The sequence below is a fragment of the Burkholderia sp. BCC1208 genome, assembly GCF_902833095.1.
GTDB lineage: Bacteria > Pseudomonadota > Gammaproteobacteria > Burkholderiales > Burkholderiaceae > Burkholderia.
In genome coordinates, this window is record NZ_CADFDY010000005.1 from 235,019 (window position 1) to 251,369 (window position 16,351).

Genomic DNA, 16,351 nt, shown 5'->3' on the forward strand with positions numbered 1-16,351 from the left:
TCCGGTTGATTTCAGCGGTTTGCCGAAGGTGAAAAGCCTGCTGTTCGCCGGGCTACTTGCGATCGATCATCAGCGCCACACCCACCAACGCGATGCCGCCAGCAATCAGCTTCACGAGCGTCAACGGCTCGTGGAGCAGGAGCGCCGAGAGACCCAGCGCGATCACCGGCGCCGCATAGTTGAAGGTGTTGGCGAGCGTCGTCGACACCTCAGCGTTGAGCGTCAGGAACACCGCGTAGCCGATCAGCGTGCTCGCCACGACGAGAAACGCGAGCGCAGCCCATGCCGCCGGCGGTACGCGCGCAAGATGCGTCGTGGCAGCGATCCCCGATACGGCGACGATCGCACCGAGCACCGCTGCGGCCGATATCAGCTGTATCGCCAGGCTGATGACGGGATCGCGAGGCAACGCCAGTCGCGGCGCAAGCAGCGATCCGGCTGCCCAGGCCGCCGCCCCGCTAAGCGTAAGCACCGCGCCCATCGGCCGGAAGTCGCCGCCGGTAGCAGACGTCAAGCCCATCAGCGCGAGACCGGCAAAGCCAATGGCGACCCCGGCGAGCTGACGGCCTCTCAGCGGCCGATGAAACACCGCCCATGCGAACAACGCCAGAAAGAGCGGCGAAGACGAGCCGAATACCGCAGCCACCCCTGCCGGCAGAAAATGCGTCCCCCAGATCGCCAGTGCCTGACTGGCTACCAGCATGGTGATGCCGATCAACACCGCCCCACCCGACTCGCGGACCGACGCCGGTGAACGGCGCCAGCGAACCAGCGCAAACGGCAGAATGACCAGCGCCGCCAGCGAGAAGCGCAACGTCGCCACCATCAGCGGATGCAACGCGTTGCCGGCAACCTTGAAAGCCAGGAAATTGGCTCCGTTATAGAACCATTGATAGCCGACGGCGAGCGCGATCCAGCCGCGACGTGCGCTCCAACCGGCATGGGTCGTGGTCGTCGCCGTCACTTCCCGCCCTCCTGCCTGCCGAATGCGGCGATCGCGGCCTCCTTGCTGCGGAGGCACGGACTCGTGAAACGCTCGATATCAGGGGCTGCCATGGGACTGCTTTGGTCGACGACCTCGTATGCGATTGCTTCAATGCTAACGAGCGCTGCGTTATCCCGATAATGCGGACATTCTATGGTGGTTATCCACATATTGAATAGCGGCGTTATGCTTGCCCTGCTTTCGCAATCGCCCAACTGGAACGCACGGAGGCATCGTGGACTCCCGCCTTATCGAGTATTTCTTGCGCGTGGCCGAACTCGGCAGCATCAACAAGGCCGCCACCGACTTGCGGCTCTCCCAGCCGGCGCTGTCGCGCCACATCGCGCTGCTCGAGCATCAACTTCGCGCGAAGCTCTTTACGCGAACGCGGGGCGGCGTTCAGCTGACCGAGTCCGGCACGCTGCTGGTGGAGCGAGCAAGACCCATTCTTCGTCAGTTGACATCGTTGGTCGAGCAGGTGGGCGACCGCGCCGCGGGCCAGTTGGCGATAGGTATTGCGCCGTCGTGGCGCAATCTCTTCACATCGAACTTCGTGGCGCGGTTGGTCGCCGACTATCCAGGCGTGAGGCTTCGTGTTCACGAGGGCGTGAGCCACGAGCTGCGTGACGTCATGCATTCCGGAATGCTGGACCTCGCTATCGTCCCGTTCGAGGCGTCACCGCCGCAGGGCTATGCCCATACGCCACTCGTTCGGGAGCCGCTCATTCTCGTGAGCACCAAGGATGCCGGCTTGAGACCCGACAAGTCGGCGCCGCTATCGCGTCTCGGCGATCGCAAACTCGCGCTGGCGGGAAAACAGAATGTCATCCGCTCGACCATCGAACACGCGATGGTCCGTCGCAATGTCGAACTCGACATCCTGTTCGAACTCGATGCGATGCATCTCTCGATGGAACTCGCCCGGCGAGGAATCGCGGACACCGTGACACCATGTTGCGCGGTCAGTGGCAATGCGTTCTGGGAAGATTCGATTTCGTGGAGTCCGATCCGGGGCGCCTATATCACCTGGGCGCTCTGTGAAAATACGGCGCGCTCGCATTCGCAAGCAGTGCTCGAAGGGAAACGGATGATCCTCGGGATGGTCGACGAAATCATCGACAGCCAAACCTGGCGCGGTGCCGAGCGGCTGAATGCGGATGTCGACTCGCTGCTTGGGGAAATGGGCAGCTGAGTCCGCAAGCATGCTGCCGGGGCGGGTGAGCAGCATCCATAGGAAGCCGCGGATAGCTCGGGGCCGCACATGGCAATCGCGTCGAATCCCTGTCGTGCGTTTCAAGTGTTTCTGGTGCTACCGCTACGTTTCCAAGCCCGGCGCATTGGTCAGATCGCCTGTTCCTCTTTACCCGCGCGCTTGCTGCGGAGGGGGTTGGTTGTTGATGGCAGTCCGGAACCGCGCTTGAACGGCGGCGCAATGTCGAGCATTTTGCTCAAATATGAAGGGGGCGCAAGGGCCCCTTTGATGTGATGCGCTCGATGCCGTTCAGAGCGGCGGATCGTGTTTTCGTGTGTGGATGTCTCGTGAGGCGCACAGTTCGCTCAGATCATCGATCCGCGTCTCCACGTCGAGCAATAAGTCCATCTCAACCTGCTGCGGCAAGCTTAAGGTGAGAGTCCAATTTCCCGACGAAGCTATCCATCGACTCTTCGCCAAGATCAACAACCTTGGCCCCTCCTCCCGCGACGATCGTCACGTCGGAAATGCCGATCACATTGAGGATCAGCTTCAGGTATTGGGTCGCGATGTCTCGGTCGCGAATAGGCGAGCCTTCGGTATAAACGCCGCCCGACGCCAACAGAACCGTCGCCTTTTTCCCCGTAACCAGCCCCTTTCCGTCGAACCCCAGTGTCAGTCCTTTGCGCACGATGTGATCGACCCAGGCCTTCAGGGCAGCAGGGATGTTGTAGTTGTAGACGGGAGTGGCAATGACGATGTGGTCTGTGGCCAGCAGTTCGGCGACCAGTTTATCGGACAGCTGCAGTACCTCCTTCATCTCGGCCGTATGGCGTTCGGAAGGAGTGAAGTACGCCTGCAACCAAGGTGCTGAGACAAATGTCAGATCCGTTTCCGCAAGATCGCGCCAGAGGATCTTTCCTCCTGGATTTGCATCCTGCCATTGCGCGACGAAGCGGCGCGTCATGTTGCGCGAGATGGAAGAATCACCACGAGGGCTGGTTTCAACGACGAGTAGTTGGGTCATAGGTTTCCTCTTTAAGTCTCAGTAGTTAAATCAACCAAAGCGAAAGCCGGAAATCGGCTTACCCAGTGCTTGGCCATGGAAATCGACATGCCCCGGCTCGCCAGACGCTGCGCCGGCGGCGACCATGAGTGGAAGCAGGTGGTCTTCGTGTGGTTGGGCGGCGCGCGCACCGGGGGCCCTTTCCCAGTGGATCAGCGCTTGATTGCGGGTGGAGCTGTCCACCATTGCAGCGCGCAGCCAGCGGTCAAAGGCTTCCGCACCAGGGTCCCGGAGGCCGCCCGAAAAACCACGCATGTTGTGATAGGTCTGCCCGCTGCCAATGATGAGTACCCCCTCGTCGCGCAGCGGCTTCAACGCTTGCCCAATAGCAAGGTGAACAGCGGGATCAAGCCCACGCTGCATTGAAAGCTGCAAAAGGGGAATGTCCGCAGCCGGAAACATGACCTTCATCGGCACGAAAACGCCGTGATCCCAGCCACGCCGCTCATTGATTGCGCTCGCCACACCAGCGGCACCGAGAAGTTCGCGAACTCGAACCGCGAGGTCTGGCGCGCCAGATGCAGGCCACTTCAGTCGGTACGTGTAGTCGGGGAATCCGTCATAGTCAAAAAGCAGTTCCGGTGTCGCACTGACATTCACAGTCGGAATCGCTTCCTCCCAGTGCCCCGAAATAACGAGTATGGAAGATGGCCGTTCCGACAGCGCGTTGGAGAAGTTGCGCAGGTATATCTCTAACTCACGCCAGACGGCACGCAGCGGACCGGGCATAAGAAAGAAGCAAGGACCACCGCCGTGGTTGATGAAGAAAGTCGGTTGCATGGACGAAGTTTGCCGTCGCCCACCCTTCATGCGAAGTGATATAATTCTTATCGTTTATATCGGTTTTTATGATACATGGCACTTGGCACTCTTAGTCTGGATCAGCTGCGGGTGCTGGTGACGATTGCGGACCTTGGCAGCTTTTCAGCTGCCGCCCGCAAGCTTCGGCGCGCACAGTCGGCCATCAGCCAAGCGGTTGCGACACTGGAGGCGTTACAAGGCGTCCGCCTGTTTGACCGAAGCGGCCGCCGGCCTAGGCTCACCGATATTGGACAGGTGCTGGTGGACCAGGCGCGCCAAGTCCTCGCCAGCGCCTCTCGCTTCGAAGCTGTGGCCGCCAGCAACCGCGCCGGCCTGGAAGCCGAACTTGCGCTTGCGATCGATCCGCTTGTGCCGACTTCGCCATTGATCCAGAGCTTGCACGCTCTGCGGAGCACCTACCCCGACCTTCCCGTCAGCTTCAGGACCGAAGGGCTCGGTGGTGCCCTGCGCCGTCTTCGCGATGATTCCGCCGCGCTGGCCATCTGCCTGCTGCTCCCTGGCGTGCCCGAGGACATCATCGCGTATCCGTTACTGCGCATCGAACTGATCCCGGTCGTCGCACCCGACCATCCGCTGGCCATACTCGGGAGACAGGCAACGCAAAGCGACCTGGAGCCTCATACCCAACTCGTGCTCTCGGATCCAGTTGATCCAGGCGGCGCATCCTATGGACTTTCAAGCGCCAGACTATGGCGATTCGTCGATCTGGCGAGACGCATGGATTTCGTCCTGGCAGGCTTGGGCTGGTGCCGCATGCCCAGTCATCTCGTCAGCGATCTCGTTTCGACGGGCCGCTTGGTGCGTATCGAGATCGAAAACGACCCAACCCCTCGAGACGGACTAACAATCTATGCGGCCCATCGGCGCGACCATGTGCCGGGAGTCGCCGGACGCTGGTTGCTCGAGGAACTTAAGCGCCGTCTGTCTCCGTGAAACAGAATGCAGTCCTACGGAAACCTCAAGTACTTCCCAAGCGGAGCGGGACTACGTTGCTGCGGCGCCTTGTGTCAAGCGGTGGGTCGCCCCCGAGCGCCTGCGTTCTTGTCGGCCCATGTCAGGCAGCGGTCGACTGAGCTTCCTTCTGCAACCCACCAGTCCGAACCCGGTTTTCATCGCCCCGGGCGCAAAGCGGTTTCAGTGCTTGCGCCAACGATAGACCCAATGGCGTCATTTCGTAATCCACCTTCGGCGGAACCGTCTGGTAGTCGCGGCGAGTGATGACATCGTCGTCCGCAAGTTCGCGCGACGGTTGAATCGGGACCTTCTCGGTTGCCGTAAATTATGGCTCGAAGATGTCTACGAAAGGCTGGCCGGTCCATAAAGACCAACGAACCAAGCTAGATTTGCTCCCCTCTCCAGGCTAGGTTTCCCAACTTCCAGGCAGTCCCCCTAGGTCGATTGCGCGTCAATCGCCTCACAATCCTTCGCCAAGGTTCTCCGACGCACGCCCGCCCACCGCGTTTGCCCACCTTCGCCTGCGCCTTCCCGGGCGATGCCAACATCCAAGCAAATCGCCACCCCGCACCCCCATCCCACCCCAATAATTCCCCTTGACGCCCTATCTTTCGATATATATCTTTAGATATGTTTTCCGACATATCTAAGGACACGATCATGCGACACAACCACTTCCACGGCCATGCCCGATGCGACGGTCATGCTGCGCATGCCCGCCCCGACTGGTTCGCCGGTCTCTGGTACGCGATCGGCCGCCACCGTCGCGGCCACGATCCGTTCGGCGGTGGCGGCCCGTTCGGCGGCCGGGGCGGCCGCGGCGGTTTTGGAGATTTTGGCGACGACGGCATGCCGCGCGGCCGCCAGTTCAGCTCCGACGATCTCCAACTGCTGCTGCTCGCGCTGGTGGCCGAACAACCGAGCCACGGCTACGAACTGATCAAGGCGCTCGACACGCGCTCGAACGGTTTTTACAGCCCGAGCCCGGGCATGGTGTATCCGGCGCTCACGTATCTCGAAGAAGGCGGCTTCGTCGCGTCGCAGCCGGAAGGCAACCGCAAGCGCTATGCGCTGACCGACGCGGGCCGCGCGCATCTCGACGCGCAGCGCGAACGCGTCGACACGCTGTTCGCCCGCCTCACGCACCTCGCTCGCAAGATGGAATTCATGCGCCGCGCATTCGCCGGTGAATCGGCCGGCAACGAAGCACAGGACGAATCGCAGGCCGGCTGGCTGCCGGAATTCGTCGAGGCGCGTCTCGCGCTCAAGCGCGCGCTGCTGCACAAGAGCGCCGCCGATGCCGACGAACAGCGCCGCATCGCGGCCATCATGCGCCGCGCGACGGCCGAAATCGAAGGCGGCACCGCCGCGTAATCCGCGCCGGCCCGTCAAAACCCAAGGAGAACGGATTGATGCAGAACACGTCCGAGCGCACCGTGACCCGCGTGCGCCACCCCCTCAAGTTCCGCCTGCTGCAGGTCCTGCGCGTGCACACCGTGACACCGCACCTGCTGCGCGTCACGCTCGGCGGCCCCGATCTCGTCGATTTCGAATCCGCGTCGTTCGACGATCACGTGAAGGTCTTTTTCCCGCCGCCGGGCGCGGAGCGGCCCGCGCTGCCGACGCTCGGCGCGAACGGCCCCGAGTTTCCGGAAGGCGAACCGAAGCCGGTCGCGCGCGACTTCACGCCGCGCCGCTTCGACCGCGCGGCCTGCGAACTCGATCTGGAATTCGTGTTGAACCATCCGGGGCCGGCCTCGCAGTGGGCCGCGCAGGCACGCGTCGGCCAATGGCTCGGCATCGGCGGCCCGCGCGGTTCGTTCGTCGTCCCGACCGGTTTCGACTGGCATCTGCTGATCGGCGACGATACGGCGCTGCCAGCCGTCGCGCGGCGTCTCGAGGAATTGCCGGCCGGTGCGCGCGTGGCGGTCGTGCTGGAAGTCGCGGATCGCACCGCGCAGACCTCGTTCGATACGCGCGCCGACGTGCATGAAATCTGGCGCTTCCGCGCCGAAGCCGACGCGGCGAACGGCGACGCGCTGCTCAATGCCGTTCGCGACCTGCCGCTGCCGTCGTCCGGCGACGGCTACGTATGGGCGGCCGGCGAAGCGCTGTCGATGCGCGCGGTGCGCCAGCACCTGACCGGTGAACGCGGCGTCGACAAGTCGCGCATCCGCGCGGCGGCCTACTGGAAGCGCGGCGCGGCGGCCGTGCACGAAACGCTGGAAGACTGAGCGGGGATGGGCACCCGGTTGCCGGGCGGCTGAAACAATCGTGGCGCCGGCGCAGCGGCGGGCTTGGCATCGGCATCGCGGCTGGTATATATGTACGTCTGCGGCGCCGCTGTCGGGGACAGCCGCCGCAGCCCGCCCAGGAGCGCCCGGTCATGACAAAAGAAAGCCACGCTTCGCCTTTCCTTCGCCACCTGAAGATCGCCGGTTATTGCGGCCTCGCCGCGGTCGTCCTCGCGCTGTTCGTCGCGATGTGCGCGATCCTGAAGGAAAGCGCCCTCGACCGCGATGCCGCGCGGCATCCGGCCGACACGCCCGAACTGCACGATGCGGGCGGCGGCCCGTCCGCCTCGGCCGAATCGGCCCGCACACCCGGCTCGTCCGGCTGACGGCGTCCCGCCGCTTCCTTCCGCTTACGGCGCCTGCCGGCGTCCCATCACGACCGCATGCACCGAATCGCCGAGCCGTTCGAGCAGCGCGGTCACGCGTTGCCCGTACAGGTGCGCGGCCAGCGCGCCGACCGTGCCGACCAGCACGCCGCCCGCCATGTCGAACGGCCAGTGCACGCCCGCATAGACGCGCCCCCATGCGATCGCGACGGCCATCGCGGCCATCACGAAACCGGTGACCCGCGTGGTGCCGCCGAGCAGCAGGCCGACCGCCATGCTCCACGCGAACGTCATGTGATCGCTCGGAAACGAACTGTCCGGCGCATGCGGAATCAGCTGCGTGCCGACGCCGGCCATGAACGGGCGCGGCGAGAACCACACATGCCCGAGCACCTGCGCGAGCACGAGCGCCACGCAGACGCCCACGCCGGCTTCGATCGCCTGGCGCCGCGCGGGACGCGCGCCGAAGATCCAGGTCAGCAGCAGCATCGCGGGCAGCGCATAGACGAGCCAGTCGGCGGCGAAGATCGCGAGGCGGGCGACGCCCGGGTGCGGTGCACTCCCGGCGTTGATGGCGGAAAAGAGGGCGAGATTGAGGTTCTGCATGAATCCGGTTGCGTGGAGCGTATAAAAGATCGGCCGGTTGCCCGGCCGGATGCGAACGAATGCTAGGGCGTGGCCGCTTAAGCGGTGCTTAATGCGGCAGCCACCCGGACAAGGCCGCGCGGCGAACGCACTTAGAGCCCGCACTGCAACACAAGTTCACACAATTGTCATATTGCCGCGCGAACGTCCCCGTAAAAGCTCACCACACCTCCCGTAAAGACTCACTTTTTCACATGATGGCGTCATCGACACGTGCCACCATCGCCCGGCCGGGGTGCCGACCGTGCCGTTTGCATCGTTCATCTCAATATTTACGCGCTGAATTATTCGAAATCGGCAACAATTAATTCCAAATGCGGCATCGCACAACGGCAACGCACAGGCATACGATTACGACCACTCATCCACGAAGCGATCAACAACAAGGAGTCCGCATGAAACCCAGCGATGTCCGATCGAAAGCGTTTGCGATGCCGTTGACCAGCCCTGCGTTCCCGATGGGCCCGTACCGTTTCGTCGATCGTGAGTTTCTGATCATCACGTACCGCACCGATCCGGACCGTCTGCGTGAAATTGTCCCCGAGCCGCTGCAGGTCACCGAGCCGCTCGTGCATTACGAATTCATCCGCATGGCCGATTCGACCGGCTTCGGCGATTACACCGAAAGCGGCCAGGTGATCCCCGTCGAATACAACGGCCAGCCGGGCGGCTATACGCTGGCGATGTACCTCGACGATCATCCGCCGATCGCCGGCGGCCGCGAGCTGTGGGGCTTCCCGAAGAAGCTCGCGTCGCCCACGCTGCACGTGAACACCGACCACATCCTCGGCACGCTCGACTACGGCAAGGTGCGCGTCGCGACCGGCACGATGGGCTACAAGCACAAGGAACTCGACATCGACGAGCAGATGAAGCGGCTCGCCGGCCCCAATTTCCTGTTGAAGATCATCCCGCACGTCGACGGCACCGCGCGCGTCTGCGAACTGGTGCGCTATTACATGCAGGACATCAAGATGAAGGGCGCGTGGACGGGCCCCGCATCGCTCGAACTGGCGCCGCACGCGCTCGCGCCGGTGGCCGATCTGCCCGTGCTCGAGATCGTCGAGGCGCGCCACCTCGTCGCGGATTTGACGCTGGGCCTCGGCGAAGTCGTCTACGATTACCTGGCCCAGTAACACGTCCGCAGTCCTTCCTCCCTGTCAATCCTTTCACCACGGGAATTCGAACATGAGCAACCTGAATGGCAAGACCGCAGTCGTCACGGGCGCCGCGAGCGGCATCGGCAAGGAAATCGCGCTGGAGCTGGCCAAGGCAGGCGCGGCCGTCGCGATCGCCGACCTGAACCAGGACGGCGCGAACGCGGTCGCCGACGAGATCAACAAGGCAGGCGGCAAGGCGATCGGCGTCGCGATGGACGTGACCAGCGAGGAAGCCGTGAACAGCGGCATCGACAAGGTGGCCGAAGCGTTCGGCTCGGTCGACATCCTCGTGTCGAACGCCGGCATCCAGATCGTCAACCCGATCGAGAACTATTCGTTCTCCGACTGGAAGAAGATGCAGGCGATCCACGTGGACGGCGCGTTCCTGACGACGAAGGCCGCGCTCAAGCACATGTACAAGGACGATCGCGGCGGCGTCGTGATCTACATGGGCTCGGTGCACTCGCACGAAGCGTCGCCGCTGAAGTCGGCGTACGTGACGGCCAAGCACGGGCTGCTGGGCCTGGCGCGCGTGCTGGCGAAGGAAGGCGCGAAGCACAACGTGCGCTCGCACGTGGTGTGTCCGGGCTTCGTGCGCACGCCGCTGGTCGACAAGCAGATTCCGGAGCAGGCGAAGGAGCTCGGGATCAGCGAAGAGGAAGTGATCAAGAAGGTGATGCTCGGCAACACGGTCGACGGCGTGTTCACGACGGTGCAGGACGTCGCGCAGACGGTGCTGTTCCTGTCGGCATTCCCGAGCGCCGCGCTCACGGGCCAGTCGTTCATCGTCAGCCACGGCTGGTTCATGCAGTAACACCTGCGCTTCCCCGACGGCAGGCGATTTTTCGCGCCGCCTCCACTCTTGCGATGGCGTGCCGTCGTCGATCGACGCCACGCCATCCATCACCGCCGTCCACGGCGGGATTTCTCGGAGCAACTGATGAAACCGCACGCGCGTACAGAAAAGCAGGCCGTCGATGCGGCGGACCTGCAACACGAAGCCGGCGCGCCGGCTGCTGCGCGGTCGCTGCCGTACGAAACGGTCGCGCTCGTCCTGCAAGGCGGCGGCGCGCTCGGCGCGTATCAGGCCGGCGTATTCGAAGGGCTGCATGAAGCAGGCATTCCGCTCGACTGGATCGCGGGCATCTCGATCGGCGCGCTCAACACCGCGCTGATCGCCGGCAATGCGCCCGAGCATCGCGTCGAGCGCCTGCGTGAATTCTGGGAAACGATCTGCCAGCCGGCGTTCTTTCCGACGATTCCGGCCGCGTTCGAATTCGCGCTGTTCAACAGCATCGATCAGATCCGCACGTTCTTCACCGCGTCGCAGGCCGCCAGCGCGATGATGCAGGGCCAGCAGGGCTTCTTCGTGCCGCGCTTTCCGCCGCCGCTGCCCGGCGTGTCCGACCATCCGGAAAAAATCAGCTGGTACGACACGTCGGCGCTGCGCACGACGCTGCTGAAACTGTGCGATTTCGACCGGATCAATTCGGGCGAGACGCGCGTGTCGGTCGGCGCGGTCAACGTCGGCACCGGCAACTTCGTGTACTTCGACAATTCGCGCATCCGTCTCGCGCCCGAGCATTTCATGGCGTCCGGTGCGTTGCCGCCCGCGTTCCCGCCCGTCGAGATCGACGGCGAGTATTACTGGGACGGCGGCGTCGTGTCGAACACGCCACTGATGGAAGTGCTCCGCGCCCGGCCGCGCCGCGACACGCTCGCGTTCCAGGTCGATCTGTGGAGCGCGCGCGGGCCGCTGCCGCGCACGATGGCCGACGTCGCCGAGCGCACGAAGGACGTGCAGTATTCGAGCCGCACGCGTTTCGTCACCGATACGCTGCAGCGCGAACAGCGCTACCGCAACGTGCTGCGCCACGTGCTCGAGCAGGTGCCGGAAGAGCAGCGCAAGAACGACCCGTGGTGCGTCGAGGCCGACGCGATGTCGAGCGGGAAGAAGTACAACATCCAGCACCTGATCTACCAGCAGAAAGCGTACGAGCATCACTACAAGGACTATCAGTTCGGTCTGTCGACGATGCGCGACCACTGGTCCGCGGGTCTCGACGACATCCGCAAGACGCTCGCGGTGAAGGACGGCCTCGCGCTGCCCGTCAACGACGCGGGCTTCGTCACGCACGACATTCACCGCCGCCGGTAATGCCGTGTGCAACGGGCCGGTGCGCTGCATGCGCCGGTCCGTCCTCCTTTCCGGTTCGACATGCCGATTTTCATTGCGCTATTCGCGCTCATCGCCCTGGGATGGGGCGCCGTTCAGCTGTTTCACGTCATCGCCGCGCAGTTCGGCCAGCCGGTCGCGATCGCGGCCGCCGTGCTGGCCGCCGCGCTCCTGATCGCACTGATCGCGTGGTGGCTCAAACGCCGTCGAGACATCGCACCGAACACGAAGGAACCCGGCTGGACGCATATCGTGCATCGCGCGTGGGGCGAGTTGCGCGTGTCCGCGACGCAAGGGTTGCTGTGGCTGTCGCATGACGGCGCGGACGGCCGCTATACGCTGTCGCAGCTCGACGGTTGCGAGGCCGCACCGATCGACGGCCGCTGGCATCTCGTCGTGCGCGTGCGCGACGCCGTGCGCGGCGAATGGACACTGCCGATGACGGACAAGCGCGATGCGCAGCGCTGGGCGCGCGTGCTCACGCTGGCGAAGGACAACCGGCTCTGAACGCGTGTTCGGGCCGCACGGCCCAGCCGCTCGACGGCCCGCTATCGCGCGCCGAGCGCCCGCAGCGCATCGAGCACGTGCTGCGTCGCCCGTTCGACCGGGCCGGCCCGATGGGCAATCCCCAGTTCGCGCCACAACGCCGGGCGTAGCGGCCGCATGACGATGCGCGCATCCGGCAACGGGGCGCCCGCCTCGTGCGGCAGCAGTGTCGCGCCGTAACCTGCGGCAACCAGGCTCTTGATCGCATCGTTGTAGTTGAGCGCGATCCGCGGCTCGGGCCGGTGGCCGCCGAGCGCGAACCATTCGGTCGTGAGCCGCGACAGACGCGTCGTCGCATCGTTGAGAATCAGCGGCCGCGCGGCCAGATACGCCGGCGTCACCCGGGCCGGAAGCGGCCAGTCCGCGGGCAGGAATGCCATCACCGGATCGCGGCGCCACGGGCGGATCGACAGCCCCGCGACCGGCGCTTGCGGCAGCGCGACCAACCCGACGTCGAGCGTACCTTGCGCAATGCGCGACAGCGTGTCGTGCGACGTGAGCACCGCGATCTGCACATCGATATCCGGATGCTGTGCGCGCAATCCGGCCACCGCCTGCGGCAACAGATGCGCGATCGCACCGGTCGATGCGCCGAGGCGTACGCGCCCGGTCAACCCCTGCACCTGTCGCTGCACGTCGTCCAGCGTGGATTCGACTTCCGCCAGCAGACGCCGCGCCCGCTCCACCAGCACTTCGCCGATCACGGAAGGGCGCACGTTGCCGCGGGTGCGGGACAGCAGCGGCGCGCCGACGCGGCTTTCCAGCTCGGCGACATGCAGACTGACGGTCGGCGGCGCGAGATGAAGCCATTGCGCCGCCGCCACGAAGGATCCCTGGTCCGCGATCGCGACCAGCGTTCGCAGGCGGTCCAGACTGATCTCGCGCATCGCACACCTCTCGTTCAGGAAAGCTGAACCGGACGGTCAGCAAATTCAACTTTTCCTATTCTAGGCGTTCGGTGGACGATACGGCTTCCCCCGACGACCGAACGCGACGAACACGATCATCATGAGCTTCCCCACTGTCTTCATCGACGGCGACCAGGGCACGACCGGGTTGCAGATTCACGCGCGTCTGCGCGACCGCACCAACGTGCGGCTGCTCACGCTTGCCGCCGCCGAACGCAAGGACCCGGCGCGGCGCGCCGACGCACTCAACGCGTGCGATATCGCCATCCTGTGCCTGCCCGACGCGGCCGCGCGCGAAGCGGTCGGCTTCATCCGGAATCCGGCGGTACGCGTGATCGACGCCAGTTCAGCCCATCGCACGCAGCCGGAATGGGTCTACGGCTTTCCCGAGATGGCCGACGGCCATGCGCGGCACATCGCGCAGGCGACGCGCGTGACCAATCCGGGCTGCTACCCGACGGGCGCGATCGGCCTGCTTCGCCCGCTGCTGCAGGCCGGGCTGCTGCCGCGCGACTACCCGGTGAGCATTCATGCGGTGTCCGGTTACTCGGGCGGCGGGCGGGCCGCCGTCGATGCATTCGAATCGGGCGACGCCGCCGCACGCGCGTTGCCGCTGCAGGTCTACGGCCTCGCGCTCGAGCACAAGCACGTGCCCGAGATCCGGCAGCATGCGGGGCTCGCGCATCGCCCGTTCTTCGTGCCGGCCTACGGTGCGTATCGGCAAGGCATCGTGCTCACCATCCCGATCGAGCTGCGCCTGCTTCCGGCCGGCGTGACGGGCGAGCGGTTGCATGCCTGTCTCGCGCATCACTATGCGGATGCGCGTCACGTCGACGTGATGCCGCTCGCGGACGCACGCGCGGCAACGCATCTCGATCCGCAAGCGTTGAACGGCACCAATGATCTGCGCCTCGGCGTGTTCGTCAACGCAGACGCCGGGCAGGTGCTGCTGTCCGCCGTGTTCGACAATCTCGGCAAAGGGGCATCCGGCGCCGCCGTGCAGAATCTCGACTTGATGCTCGGTGCGCCAGACGCGGCGTGACGCTCTCGCAGGCATCGTCGAGGGTGCCTGCGCACGCCCCCGTAAAAGCTCACCTTTAGCCGGTTTCAGACCGTATCGTCACCCGCGGCGGCATTCAGGCCGGCCAGCGTCTCGACCAGAAAATCCACGCACACGCGCACCTTCGCCGACGCCGCGACGCGTTCCGGATACACGGCCCAGATGTTCGCGGGCTGGATCGCGTCCGGCAGCACGCGGCACAATGCGCCGGCCTCGATCAGCGGCCCGGCCTCCCAGATCGAGCGCAGCACGATGCCGCGCCCGGCCAGCGCCCATTGCACGGCCACCTCGCCGTGGTTCGTCGACAGCGCACCGCCCACCTTCACCGTGACCGTTTCGCCGCGCACGTTCAGCCGCCATACGCCGAACGGATGATCGCGCTCCTTGATCGCGAGACAGTCGTGCGAGGCCAGATCCGCGAGCGAGCGCGGCGTCCCGCGGCGGGCGAGATAGTCGGGCGATGCGCACAGCACGCGATGGTTCGTGGCAAGACGGCGCGCGATCAGGTGATCGGCGATCTCGTCGCCGATGCGCACGTCGAGGTCGTAGCCTTCGCCGGCAACGTCGACGAGCCGGTCGAACAGATCGAGCCGCACGTTCAGTTGCGGATAGCGCGCGCTGAAGTCGAGCAGCGCCGGCGCGACGACGTGCCGGCCGAAGCCGAAGCTGCTCGACATGCGCAGCGTGCCGCGCGGCACCGTGCGCGTGGTCGACACGTCCTCGACGAGATGATCGACGTCGTCGAGAATCTTTTCGGCGCGCGCGAACACGCGCTCGCCGGCTTCGGTGACCGTCATGCGACGTGTCGAGCGATGCAGCAGGCGCGTGCCGAGCTGCGCCTCGAGCATCGCGACGCGCTTGCTGACGTACGCGGGCGACACCGCGAGTTGCTCGGCGGCCGCGCTGAAGCTTGCGAGGCGGACGACCAGGCTGAACACGCGCAGGTCGTCGAGGTTCGGCGATTTATTCACGATTCGTGGAAAGTCGATTAACTTTTGCGCGATTTTAATCCAGATGGAAATAAATAGAATGACGTGACGGGCCGCTGCCTCCCCGGCAGCCGGCCAATCAGCCAAGGAGATTTTCATGATCGACAGGACTTACAGGATTGCCGTGATCCCCGGCGACGGCATCGGCCGCGAAGTGATGCCCGAGGGCCTGCGCGTACTCGAGGCCGTGACCGCGCGCTTCGGCGTGCGCTTCGACTTCGTCGAGATCGACTGGGCGAGCTGCGACTACTACGCGCAGCACGGCACGATGATGCCGGACGACTGGAAAGCGCAGCTGTCGGGCATGGACGCGATCCTGTTCGGCGCGGTCGGCTGGCCGGCAACGGTGCCCGATCACATTTCGCTGTGGGGCTCGCTGCTGAAATTCCGCCGCGAATTCGACCAGTACATCAACCTGCGGCCCGCGCGCCTGTTCGACGGCGTACCGTCGCCGCTCGCCGGCCGCCGCGCGGGCGACATCGATTTCATGATCGTGCGCGAGAACACCGAGGGCGAATATTCGTCGGTCGGCGGCACGATGTTCGAAGGCACCGAGCGCGAAGTCGTGATGCAGCAGTCGATCTTCACGCGGCACGGTACCGAGCGCGTACTGAAATTCGCGTTCGAGCTCGCGCAGCGGCGCGCGAAACGCGTCACCGTCGCGACGAAAAGCAACGGCATCGCGATCAGCATGCCGTGGTGGGATGCGCGCGCGGCCGAGATGGCCGAACGCTATCCCGAGATCGCGGTCGACAAGCAGCACATCGACATCCTGTGCGCGCGTTTCGTCCTGCAGCCGGACCGCTTCGACGTCGTCGTCGCATCGAACCTGTTCGGCGACATCCTGTCGGATCTCGGGCCGGCCTGTACGGGCACGATCGGCATCGCGCCGTCGGCGAACCTGAACCCCGACCGCACGTTCCCATCGCTGTTCGAACCCGTGCACGGTTCGGCGCCCGACATCGCGGGGCAATACATCGCGAATCCGATCGCGATGATCTGGTCGGCCGCGATGATGCTCGACTTCCTCGGCAACGGCACGGGCCGCGAACGCGACGCGCACGATGCGATCGTCGCCGCGATCGAGGACGTGCTGCGCACGGGACCGCGTACGCGCGATCTCGGCGGCCAAGCAGGCACGCAGGAAATGGGCGAGGCGATCGCCGGGCGGATTGCGGGTTGAGGGTCGCGGTCGTGCCCGGCGCTCGCGCCGGGCTGCGCTCATGAA

At 64.9% G+C, this 16,351-nt stretch carries 17 protein-coding genes and 1 pseudogene; 11 read left to right on the plus strand and 7 right to left on the minus strand.

Going from position 1 to position 16,351, the window contains the following annotated elements:
• Positions 1–52 precede the first annotated feature (52 nt).
• Positions 53–964, minus strand: coding sequence for an EamA family transporter (locus tag HWX09_RS13805; RefSeq protein WP_027781828.1), 912 nt, complete (start codon positions 962–964; stop codon positions 53–55).
• 256 nt (positions 965–1,220) lie between these two features.
• On the opposite strand from HWX09_RS13805, the gene HWX09_RS13810 reads away from it, so the two are divergent.
• Positions 1,221–2,177: a LysR substrate-binding domain-containing protein gene (locus HWX09_RS13810; protein WP_051421307.1), complete on the plus strand. Its 957-nt coding sequence runs from the start codon at positions 1,221–1,223 to the stop codon at positions 2,175–2,177.
• Between the two features lie 409 nt (positions 2,178–2,586).
• Here the strand turns inward: HWX09_RS13810 and HWX09_RS13815 are convergent, their stop codons facing one another.
• Complete coding sequence (locus tag HWX09_RS13815; RefSeq protein ID WP_027781826.1) at positions 2,587–3,204, minus strand: NAD(P)H-dependent oxidoreductase; 618 nt, start codon at positions 3,202–3,204, stop codon at positions 2,587–2,589.
• Between the two features lie 30 nt (positions 3,205–3,234).
• On the minus strand, positions 3,235–4,023 hold the full coding sequence (locus tag HWX09_RS13820; protein WP_027781825.1) for a class III extradiol ring-cleavage dioxygenase: 789 nt from the start codon (positions 4,021–4,023) through the stop codon (positions 3,235–3,237).
• 75 nt (positions 4,024–4,098) lie between these two features.
• Between HWX09_RS13820 and HWX09_RS13825 the strand changes: the two genes are divergently transcribed.
• Positions 4,099–4,998, plus strand: coding sequence for a LysR family transcriptional regulator (locus HWX09_RS13825; protein WP_027781824.1), 900 nt, complete (start codon positions 4,099–4,101; stop codon positions 4,996–4,998).
• Positions 4,999–5,119: 121 nt separating this feature from the next.
• On the opposite strand, the pseudogene HWX09_RS33620 reads toward HWX09_RS13825, so the two are convergent.
• Positions 5,120–5,323 (minus strand): annotated as a pseudogene (locus tag HWX09_RS33620) (winged helix-turn-helix transcriptional regulator); the annotation flags it as partial.
• 356 nt (positions 5,324–5,679) lie between these two features.
• Here HWX09_RS33620 and HWX09_RS13835 point away from each other — a divergent pair.
• The 3 genes from HWX09_RS13835 (at position 5,680) to HWX09_RS13845 (ending at position 7,639) form a co-directional block, all read left to right on the plus strand.
• Positions 5,680–6,393 carry a PadR family transcriptional regulator gene (locus tag HWX09_RS13835; protein WP_027781823.1) on the plus strand — a complete coding sequence of 238 codons (714 nt, stop codon included), beginning with the start codon at positions 5,680–5,682 and terminating at the stop codon, positions 6,391–6,393.
• A gap of 38 nt (positions 6,394–6,431) precedes the next feature.
• Positions 6,432–7,253, plus strand: a complete 822-nt coding sequence (locus tag HWX09_RS13840; protein ID WP_027781822.1) for a siderophore-interacting protein — start codon at positions 6,432–6,434, stop codon at positions 7,251–7,253.
• A gap of 152 nt (positions 7,254–7,405) precedes the next feature.
• Positions 7,406–7,639, plus strand: a complete 234-nt coding sequence (locus HWX09_RS13845; RefSeq protein WP_027781821.1) for a hypothetical protein — start codon at positions 7,406–7,408, stop codon at positions 7,637–7,639.
• Between the two features lie 24 nt (positions 7,640–7,663).
• Here the strand turns inward: HWX09_RS13845 and HWX09_RS13850 are convergent, their stop codons facing one another.
• The gene (locus HWX09_RS13850; protein ID WP_027781820.1) at positions 7,664–8,245 is read right to left on the minus strand and encodes an undecaprenyl-diphosphatase; all 582 of its coding nucleotides are present in this window, start codon (positions 8,243–8,245) and stop codon (positions 7,664–7,666) included.
• 434 nt (positions 8,246–8,679) lie between these two features.
• On the opposite strand from HWX09_RS13850, the gene HWX09_RS13855 reads away from it, so the two are divergent.
• The 4 genes from HWX09_RS13855 (at position 8,680) to HWX09_RS13870 (ending at position 12,127) form a co-directional block, all read left to right on the plus strand.
• Entirely contained in the window at positions 8,680–9,420 is a 741-nt protein-coding gene (locus HWX09_RS13855) for an acetoacetate decarboxylase (RefSeq protein WP_027781819.1), read from the plus strand.
• A 52-nt stretch (positions 9,421–9,472) separates the two neighbouring features.
• The gene (locus tag HWX09_RS13860; RefSeq protein ID WP_027781818.1) at positions 9,473–10,258 is read left to right on the plus strand and encodes a 3-hydroxybutyrate dehydrogenase; all 786 of its coding nucleotides are present in this window, start codon (positions 9,473–9,475) and stop codon (positions 10,256–10,258) included.
• A 126-nt stretch (positions 10,259–10,384) separates the two neighbouring features.
• Positions 10,385–11,602: a patatin-like phospholipase family protein gene (locus HWX09_RS13865; protein WP_027781817.1), complete on the plus strand. Its 1,218-nt coding sequence runs from the start codon at positions 10,385–10,387 to the stop codon at positions 11,600–11,602.
• A gap of 60 nt (positions 11,603–11,662) precedes the next feature.
• Positions 11,663–12,127 carry a hypothetical protein gene (locus HWX09_RS13870; protein WP_027781816.1) on the plus strand — a complete coding sequence of 155 codons (465 nt, stop codon included), beginning with the start codon at positions 11,663–11,665 and terminating at the stop codon, positions 12,125–12,127.
• 41 nt (positions 12,128–12,168) lie between these two features.
• Here the strand turns inward: HWX09_RS13870 and HWX09_RS13875 are convergent, their stop codons facing one another.
• The gene (locus HWX09_RS13875; RefSeq protein ID WP_027781815.1) at positions 12,169–13,053 is read right to left on the minus strand and encodes a LysR family transcriptional regulator; all 885 of its coding nucleotides are present in this window, start codon (positions 13,051–13,053) and stop codon (positions 12,169–12,171) included.
• Between the two features lie 121 nt (positions 13,054–13,174).
• Here HWX09_RS13875 and argC point away from each other — a divergent pair, with 121 nt between their 5' ends.
• The gene (gene argC, locus HWX09_RS13880; RefSeq protein WP_027781814.1) at positions 13,175–14,116 is read left to right on the plus strand and encodes an N-acetyl-gamma-glutamyl-phosphate reductase; all 942 of its coding nucleotides are present in this window, start codon (positions 13,175–13,177) and stop codon (positions 14,114–14,116) included.
• A 65-nt stretch (positions 14,117–14,181) separates the two neighbouring features.
• Here argC and HWX09_RS13885 read toward each other — a convergent pair whose 3' ends face one another.
• Positions 14,182–15,105, minus strand: a complete 924-nt coding sequence (locus HWX09_RS13885) for a LysR substrate-binding domain-containing protein (RefSeq protein WP_027781813.1) — start codon at positions 15,103–15,105, stop codon at positions 14,182–14,184.
• Positions 15,106–15,220: 115 nt separating this feature from the next.
• Between HWX09_RS13885 and HWX09_RS13890 the strand changes: the two genes are divergently transcribed.
• The gene (locus tag HWX09_RS13890) at positions 15,221–16,306 is read left to right on the plus strand and encodes a tartrate dehydrogenase (RefSeq protein WP_027781812.1); all 1,086 of its coding nucleotides are present in this window, start codon (positions 15,221–15,223) and stop codon (positions 16,304–16,306) included.
• The last annotated feature ends 45 nt before the right edge of the window (positions 16,307–16,351 follow it).

Excerpts from the sequence above, each read along its gene's own strand:
- HWX09_RS13815 (WP_027781826.1), bottom strand. The coding sequence starts at position 3,204 with ATGACCCAACTACTCGTCGTTGAAACCAGCCCTCGTGGTGATTCTTCC.
- HWX09_RS13820 (WP_027781825.1), bottom strand. The coding sequence starts at position 4,023 with ATGCAACCGACTTTCTTCATCAACCACGGCGGTGGTCCTTGCTTCTTT.
- HWX09_RS13825 (WP_027781824.1), top strand. The coding sequence starts at position 4,099 with ATGGCACTTGGCACTCTTAGTCTGGATCAGCTGCGGGTGCTGGTGACG.
- HWX09_RS13835 (WP_027781823.1), top strand. The coding sequence starts at position 5,680 with ATGCGACACAACCACTTCCACGGCCATGCCCGATGCGACGGTCATGCT.
- HWX09_RS13840 (WP_027781822.1), top strand. The coding sequence starts at position 6,432 with ATGCAGAACACGTCCGAGCGCACCGTGACCCGCGTGCGCCACCCCCTC.
- HWX09_RS13845 (WP_027781821.1), top strand. The coding sequence starts at position 7,406 with ATGACAAAAGAAAGCCACGCTTCGCCTTTCCTTCGCCACCTGAAGATC.
- HWX09_RS13850 (WP_027781820.1), bottom strand. The coding sequence starts at position 8,245 with ATGCAGAACCTCAATCTCGCCCTCTTTTCCGCCATCAACGCCGGGAGT.
- HWX09_RS13855 (WP_027781819.1), top strand. The coding sequence starts at position 8,680 with ATGAAACCCAGCGATGTCCGATCGAAAGCGTTTGCGATGCCGTTGACC.
- HWX09_RS13860 (WP_027781818.1), top strand. The coding sequence starts at position 9,473 with ATGAGCAACCTGAATGGCAAGACCGCAGTCGTCACGGGCGCCGCGAGC.
- HWX09_RS13865 (WP_027781817.1), top strand. The coding sequence starts at position 10,385 with ATGAAACCGCACGCGCGTACAGAAAAGCAGGCCGTCGATGCGGCGGAC.
- HWX09_RS13870 (WP_027781816.1), top strand. The coding sequence starts at position 11,663 with ATGCCGATTTTCATTGCGCTATTCGCGCTCATCGCCCTGGGATGGGGC.
- HWX09_RS13875 (WP_027781815.1), bottom strand. The coding sequence starts at position 13,053 with ATGCGCGAGATCAGTCTGGACCGCCTGCGAACGCTGGTCGCGATCGCG.
- argC (WP_027781814.1), top strand. The coding sequence starts at position 13,175 with ATGAGCTTCCCCACTGTCTTCATCGACGGCGACCAGGGCACGACCGGG.
- HWX09_RS13890 (WP_027781812.1), top strand. The coding sequence starts at position 15,221 with ATGATCGACAGGACTTACAGGATTGCCGTGATCCCCGGCGACGGCATC.